This window comes from Sphingobium sp. ba1, assembly GCF_000743655.1.
Classification (GTDB): domain Bacteria; phylum Pseudomonadota; class Alphaproteobacteria; order Sphingomonadales; family Sphingomonadaceae; genus Sphingobium.
Genome location: NZ_JPPQ01000069.1, coordinates 1,956,653 through 1,962,689, shown reverse-complemented (window position 1 = coordinate 1,962,689; position 6,037 = coordinate 1,956,653). Strand labels below are relative to the sequence as shown.

9 protein-coding genes and 1 pseudogene are annotated in these 6,037 nt (G+C 57.0%); 2 read left to right on the top strand and 8 right to left on the bottom strand.

Translation table 11 applies throughout. From position 1 onward, the window contains the following. Window positions 1-38: 38 nt before the first annotated feature. From IL54_RS12570 to IL54_RS25920, 4 genes are read right to left on the bottom strand one after another with little or no spacing between them, the layout of a single operon-like run. Window positions 39-323: an ogr/Delta-like zinc finger family protein gene (locus tag IL54_RS12570; RefSeq protein WP_052027681.1), complete on the bottom strand. Its 285-nt coding sequence runs from the start codon at window positions 321-323 to the stop codon at window positions 39-41. 47 nt (window positions 324-370) lie between these two features. After that, window positions 371-865: a hypothetical protein gene (locus tag IL54_RS12565; RefSeq protein WP_037476091.1), complete on the bottom strand. Its 495-nt coding sequence runs from the start codon at window positions 863-865 to the stop codon at window positions 371-373. After that, window positions 862-1,146, bottom strand: a complete 285-nt coding sequence (locus tag IL54_RS12560) for a hypothetical protein (RefSeq protein ID WP_037476090.1) — start codon at window positions 1,144-1,146, stop codon at window positions 862-864. The genes IL54_RS12565 and IL54_RS12560 overlap by 4 nt, the downstream gene beginning before the upstream one ends. Beyond that, window positions 1,143-1,439, bottom strand: coding sequence for a carph-isopro domain-containing protein (locus tag IL54_RS25920; RefSeq protein WP_162182228.1), 297 nt, complete (start codon window positions 1,437-1,439; stop codon window positions 1,143-1,145). The genes IL54_RS12560 and IL54_RS25920 overlap by 4 nt, the downstream gene beginning before the upstream one ends. 83 nt (window positions 1,440-1,522) lie before the next feature. Between IL54_RS25920 and IL54_RS12555 the strand changes: the two genes are divergently transcribed. Beyond that, window positions 1,523-2,056, top strand: a complete 534-nt coding sequence (locus tag IL54_RS12555) for a helix-turn-helix domain-containing protein (protein WP_052027680.1) — start codon at window positions 1,523-1,525, stop codon at window positions 2,054-2,056. 305 nt (window positions 2,057-2,361) lie between these two features. Here IL54_RS12555 and IL54_RS12550 read toward each other — a convergent pair whose 3' ends face one another. The 3 genes from IL54_RS12550 to IL54_RS12540 all read right to left on the bottom strand — a co-directional run bounded on the left by IL54_RS12550 (window position 2,362) and on the right by IL54_RS12540 (window position 4,480). Then, complete coding sequence (locus IL54_RS12550; protein ID WP_156106207.1) at window positions 2,362-2,889, bottom strand: hypothetical protein; 528 nt, start codon at window positions 2,887-2,889, stop codon at window positions 2,362-2,364. Window positions 2,890-3,161: 272 nt separating this feature from the next. Continuing rightward, a complete protein-coding gene (locus IL54_RS12545) occupies window positions 3,162-3,689 on the bottom strand; it encodes a helix-turn-helix domain-containing protein (RefSeq protein ID WP_156106206.1) in 528 nt (175 codons plus the stop codon). An 8-nt stretch (window positions 3,690-3,697) separates the two neighbouring features. After that, complete coding sequence (locus IL54_RS12540; protein WP_037476087.1) at window positions 3,698-4,480, bottom strand: TIGR04255 family protein; 783 nt, start codon at window positions 4,478-4,480, stop codon at window positions 3,698-3,700. Window positions 4,481-4,806: 326 nt separating this feature from the next. Between IL54_RS12540 and IL54_RS22280 the strand changes: the two genes are divergently transcribed. Beyond that, the gene (locus IL54_RS22280) at window positions 4,807-5,727 is read left to right on the top strand and encodes a hypothetical protein (RefSeq protein ID WP_052027679.1); all 921 of its coding nucleotides are present in this window, start codon (window positions 4,807-4,809) and stop codon (window positions 5,725-5,727) included. Window positions 5,728-5,793: 66 nt separating this feature from the next. On the opposite strand, the pseudogene IL54_RS24635 reads toward IL54_RS22280, so the two are convergent. Beyond that, window positions 5,794-6,037 (bottom strand): annotated as a pseudogene (locus IL54_RS24635) (phage late control D family protein); the annotation flags it as partial.

The following is a 6,037-nucleotide window of genomic DNA, read 5'->3' as shown; positions in this document are numbered from 1 at the left end:
GGGCGGGGGGAAGGCGGGCCGGATGCCCGCCAGCGGCGTTAGCTGGTCACGTGGATCGCGGCGGCCGCGCCGGGCGGCCCATCATCATTGGCGGCGTCGTCATTGGCCGCAGGCCGCCAGGTCGTGATGGGGAGGGTGGCCAGCGGGTTGGGCACCCGACTGGACCGGGTGGTGCGCAAAGCCTCCATCCCCACCACGAATTGATGGCCGCAATCGACGACGTTGCGGCAGTGATAGTAAAGCTCCCGATAGAGGGTGGACGACTTGCCCGAATTGCGGGCGAAGGCCCGCTCTCCGCATGCCGGGCAGATGAAATGCGGCATGCGTGGCCGCCCTTCATCCGCCTGTGTCCTTTGCCCCAAATGCCCATTCATGTGCGGTCCCCCGGCTTTCTCCGACCGGCCCCATTGCCGGGCAGGAATGATCTTAGCCGGGCAATCAGGCGGCCGTTGGCGGCGTGACCCTGTTCGACTTCGGCGATGGCGTGATGAATGGCCGTTGGCGATACGCCCGGCTGGGTCAAAGCGAGGCTGGCGGCGAGGGCTTCAGCAGATTCGCGCGCGACGCGGGCAATGTCATCGATCAGGGCGATACGACAGGCGGCAGGATTGGCCATGAGGGCCTCCATCTGGCGCAGGTAGCTGGCGAGGATCGGCGGCAGGCCTTCACCGCCCGCCTGAACATAGGCGTGGTCCAGGGCGAAGGCGTGGGCGAGGCTGGGCGTCGCATCCTGATCCCCCTCTCGCCACAGTTGCAGCGTGCGTTTGGCGCGGCCGGTCACGCGGCGCGCGGTGGCAACGCCGATGACGGTCGTGACCTCATGAATGGCGAGGGCGAAGGACAAGGGCGCGCGGGTCTTTGTCATGCCGCCACCGCCATGGCACCGGCGAGGCGACCTGCGGCGATGGCGATATGCGCCGACGCGGTGAGGGAAATGGGCTGATCCTTACGGACATTGCCCAGTTGATGCTGATGCCGGATCGCGGCCCACAGATCGCGCCGGGTGCAGCGCAGGTGCGTTTCCAGTTCCGTCACGCTCATCGGCTGCTGCCGATCGAACAGGACGTTGAGCATGCCGATTTCGATCGACTGCCCATGTGTGAAGTTCTTGCCGCACTGTCGCGCGGATTGGTCCGGGGCGGTCATCGGGCGGCTTCCGTCGGTTGCGCTTTGCCGTTGCGATGGCAGACGACGTGGGGCGTGGAGACGGATAGACAAAGGTCATCAACGGCATCGGGCCGCCCCAGGGGGAAGACCACATGTTCGGCAGTGATGGGCAGACCCAGTTGCAGACCGACAGCCAGAACATGGGGCTGCTTTTCTGATGGTATGCGGCCAACACGCTTCCATCCATGCACCGTACCGGGGCTTTCACCGAGTGCGCGGGCCATTGGCCGAATTCCACTAAATAAGCAGAACAGTGAATCATTCGATTTCATGGCGACGATGTTCCACAATTGCGAACATCAGTCAATCCGAAATTATAACGAGACAGTGTTCGGAATTTCCGCACATTGCGCGCATGGAACGCGCACCCACCAGACTGAAGGAATTACGCAAAGCTGCCGTGCCGCGCCTTACGGTGCGCCGCATAGCCGAATTGTTGGACATGCCGCTCGGATCATATGCGCGCTATGAAAGCCTGAGTGGTTACAAGAAGCGCTATTTGCCGTTAGATTTCACGCGCAAAGTCGCGGCGGTGCTGACCGACTATCACGTTGATCCGGTAGAGGTGATGGCGCTGGCTGGCCTGACTGAAACGGAGGCAGAGCCTGAAGCCCGTGAGATTGAAGCCACGCGCCCGGCGATGCAGGTGATTTCAATGCAGGTCGTGCTGCCTAGTGAAGTCGCGCTGCGCGATATGTTCCGCAGCCTGCTCGTCCTGGTGCCCGAAGGGGCGACGAAGGACGAAGCCGCCGCCATTCTTGCTCGGCGGCTGCCATCTGGGCTTGCAGCGATCGGACCTCTCGCGCTCGATCAAGCGTCGGTTGTGTCGCTTGCAGCCGATGAAGCTGCTCAATCTCCTGCCACAGATCATCCCGAACCGCGACCATAGTCGCGCACAGAACGGTGCAAATCGCACATGAAAGCTCGCATCCTGGCGTCAGTCGGACAGCGGCTCCGCTCATCTCTGCGCTCCTTTGTTCCTGATTCGTTCTCCTTCTGATGGATGAGAACAAAATAGGAAAGAGGCGACAGGAAATTTCCTTGTGGAAAAGCCCAAACAAGGAAAACCCCACCAGCGGGGGGGGGCTGGTGGGGCTGAAAAGGTTTATCGGACCGGCGGTGCGGGGGGGCGCAAGGGGTGCCGTCCGATGTGGTGATAACGGTGGGGCGGGGAGAAGGTTCCAGGTAGCGTGATCATCGTGATGTGCTGAGACCATCCCAATCAAGTTCGTAAGAGGCACGGTACTCGGCTGCTGAAATATCGTCAAAGGTGGTAAGAACGATGTCGATATCGGGATACCTTTTCGATGCGGACGCCTTTTTGGCAACTCCCGCGATCGCATCTTTCCATTCCTTAGGCCAGACGGCTGGAAGGGGACTATTGCGAAGCAGGTATAGTGTCAGGAAGCTGGGATTGGTCCAACTGTCGGTCGTGACGCGAACCTCGACGATCGACTGGATTAGGTCGCCTTGAGGACTCTGCTTCTTATATTTTTCCGAAATCCATTTTGCGATCGTTGCAGCCACCTCGTCGTTGAAGTCGTCGGGAAAAGCGAAGCGTCCCCTATGCCGCGCAAGTGCTTTGCCCAAGTAAGCTTGGGCACCGTCGTCTGGACAACCGCAAACTCGCTCTTCAGAAACGATAGCGTCTTTCAGTACCGTGGCGCACGCATCGAGATCGATTGCCAATCCCTTCTCTTCAAGGCCCGGAATGATGACCAATCTCGGTCTCTTTCCCCTACGAATTTGAGTAGCTTCATCCTCGTCGACACGGATCAGTGGAGCGACCTGCACGTAAGGGCAATTCTCGGTACCCTTTACGATGTCGCAAGACTGAGAGACGATTGCGATCCCGTGCTCTGCAGTAAGGCGAATAATTGTAGATTGCACGCCGCTCCGTGCGCTCACGACGGGCAGACTGAAAGGCGCCAGGATGAGATCACCCTGACGCCATTCTTTTAGAGGTGGTTCCGCCCCAGCTTCCTGCAAGAATCCTATCCCAAGACTTCGCCCATATCCTCTAGACGCAGACGATGCCGCGGCGAGGTGTTATCCGAAACCACGAGCGGGCCGTGCGGAGAAGCGTTGGCAGCCGGCCCTGTCTGACCTAGCAACATACTCCGCATCTTAAACTTAGGAAGGTCCGCCATTGAGCGGACACGATCGAGCAAGGCAGCTAGCTTCGCTTGGCTGCCCACGCGCAGCTTACCTCCGCTCGTCCAATCATGAAGAGTCGTGCGACTCACGTCGAGCAACACAGCAAGCTGCGCCCAAGTCAGGCCAGCTGCCTGCTTGATTTCCTCTAGCGCCGCGACCGGGCTGACGTCTTCCTGACGTGCAAAATTTGGCGGTCCGAGGTGGACTTGGGCTTCATATGCGGCACCGATTGGCCGTGCTTCGACCGCCGCGTGCGCGCCAAACGCCAATGTAAGCCCGCCCAAAAGCGCGGTGAGAGGAATACTTTCGTTACCTAAAGCCTTGAACCGCACGAACTGCGGCTGAGGTTGTTGATAGCGCGCCATTTGATGTATCATACATTGTTTCCGTTTGGCATCGCCCAATAATAAATCGCATGCGCTCTGCTCGCCTGACGGCGAAGTTGCGCCTCGATTGCATGAGGCTCGAACTCAATCATATGGCTATTGATGACATCAATGTCGAGGTACCAAGTTTTCTGATTGCGCTGTTTGAACATCGTAGGATCGTAGGAAGAGTTCGGGGGCATCACTCCATTGCGCAAGAGCAGCTCGCCCTCGTCGGCGTCCATGACCCAAAATAGGTCAGCTAGCTTCACATCAGCATTACCCGTTACGCTAGTGAGTTGTTTAGCGCAGACCATCCGCGGATCTTCTTCGCCTTCCGCTGGGGCAGTATTGAGGTACCGCACACCTAGACTCAAAACATGCGAAGGCTGAGCGGTGGATTGAAGAGCAGTGACCAGTGCGCTCAGCCGCGCAACGAAATTGGTCCATGATGAGTAGCCCTCCCTGTTCCCGTCGAGGATCAGAGCATCTTGGGTCAAAGCAACAGTCCATTGCTTGTCGATGTCACGGAACAACCATTTGCGCCGCTCCTCGGGAGCGGAAGAGACAGCGCCCGCTTCGAATTGCACATTTATAAAAGTGTCGGCAGCCGCCTCGAAGAGAGGGTAGTCGCGCCGGATCGCCTCCTGAAAAGCCGCGGCGAACTCACTGTTCTTGACGCCGAGCTGCGCGATGGGCGTGAAGGCAACCATCGCGACGACGCGCTCGATCAGCTTTCGCCCATTGTAAGGCGGTCGGGCGGGGTCGCCCCTGAGCGGAATATCGGTCATTGAGCGTCCTTGGCACAGCAGGCGTAAAGTTAGTGTAAACCTCGCGTCTGGCGTCTCACATAGGGGCAGGTTATGATTCTCGCAACAAGCGTGTTTGTTGGCCCTCCGTCGTTACCATTGGCTGTAGAACCGAAAATAGGAACGCTTAGCGTGATCGGCTAGCACCTAAGACGCATGCCAGTGTCAGGTTTGGGCGCGAGCAGGCATGGCGCGCGCCGCCTCCAAACCGTAACTTCGCCTAGCCGGTACGATTGGCAGCTCAGTAGGTGACGAGGTAATTTACGGAGCATTCGCAAAGCGACTACCAATTTGCTAGGCTTGCGGCGATGGGGGAAAAGATGGCGAAGGCACCGACCGTGGAAGCACAGGTAGAAACAAGGCCAATTTGCGGCATCATCATGCCGATTGCGGCGATGCCTCCAAAATATGACGCCTCCCACTGGATTGACGTACGCAGGGTCATTGATGCTGCGATCATCAAAGCGGACATGACTCCACAGATCGTTTCGGACAGTTTTGAGGGCGATGTTATCCAACGCCGGATCATTAACAATCTTTACGATAATCCCGTAGTGGTCTGCGACGTGTCTGGGCTAAACCCCAACGTAATGTTTGAACTCGGTATGCGGATCACGTTCAAGCAGCCCGTAGTCATTATCACCGACGACTATGATACGATCCCTTTTGATACGAGGGTAATTGAGCATCTAGGTTATCCGCAGGATCTTCATATTCACCATACCACTGACTTCATTGAGAAGCTGGCAGATCGCATTAAAAGACTTCACGAACAGAAAATATCTGCGACGTTCACTTCGTTCATCGAGGAGTTTGGGACGTTCGAGGTCTTGGAGCCATCGAAGAAGGTCGTTCCGGCAGAACAGCTCATACTGGACCGCCTAACGCAGATTGAAGCGAGGTTATCTCGATCGTCAGAAATTAGGATGATGGCGGAGTTGCATCGTCGCTCCCACAGTATCGTAGATTCCGAAAATGCCTTGGTTGATTACAAATTTATCTTTAAACGACATGTTAGTATGGAACAAATAACAGAGGTTTCGGACTATCTCCGTCGGACATACAGAGGTAGTCCTAGTATTATCGATAATAAAAATGGGCATTTTATTGTTAGTATTATACTGGATTCGTCTTATAACTTTGATGCAAAGGCAACGGAGAAACTGTTAAATGCGATGCCTGGTAATTTCCGTGATGTAATTCAGCAGATTGATATTATATTAGGATAATGATTGAAGTGGCCTTATACGCATTGTTGGCTTTCGCTTTGTCGACAGCGACTAGAAACGCGACCATCAAGACGCCGTCTCCATCCTAAGCGCCGTCGAAAAGCCGCCGCCCTTGTCCAGGCTATGCGTCACCTCGCTGATAAGCCACTTCCCATCGATTCCGGCCTTGATCCCGCCCACGTCCGCGCGCAATTCGGGAAACATATCCGCGCGGCCGAGGGCCAGGTTCATGTCGAGCGTCGCGGGCGCGCGTTTGAGGCGGTCATGTTCGGCGGTGGCGGCGCGCTTTGCCGTCGCTTCGTCGGGGTAG

Bases quoted from the DNA above. Each gene is read 5' to 3' on its own strand.
- IL54_RS12555 (WP_052027680.1), top strand. From the start codon at position 1,523: ATGGAACGCGCACCCACCAGACTGAAGGAATTACGCAAAGCTGCCGTG.
- IL54_RS12545 (WP_156106206.1), bottom strand. From the start codon at position 3,689: ATGGCGCGCTATCAACAACCTCAGCCGCAGTTCGTGCGGTTCAAGGCT.
- IL54_RS12560 (WP_037476090.1), bottom strand. From the start codon at position 1,146: ATGACCGCCCCGGACCAATCCGCGCGACAGTGCGGCAAGAACTTCACA.
- IL54_RS12540 (WP_037476087.1), bottom strand. From the start codon at position 4,480: ATGACCGATATTCCGCTCAGGGGCGACCCCGCCCGACCGCCTTACAAT.
- IL54_RS22280 (WP_052027679.1), top strand. From the start codon at position 4,807: ATGGGGGAAAAGATGGCGAAGGCACCGACCGTGGAAGCACAGGTAGAA.
- IL54_RS12570 (WP_052027681.1), bottom strand. From the start codon at position 323: ATGCCGCATTTCATCTGCCCGGCATGCGGAGAGCGGGCCTTCGCCCGC.
- IL54_RS25920 (WP_162182228.1), bottom strand. From the start codon at position 1,439: ATGAAATCGAATGATTCACTGTTCTGCTTATTTAGTGGAATTCGGCCA.
- IL54_RS12565 (WP_037476091.1), bottom strand. From the start codon at position 865: ATGACAAAGACCCGCGCGCCCTTGTCCTTCGCCCTCGCCATTCATGAG.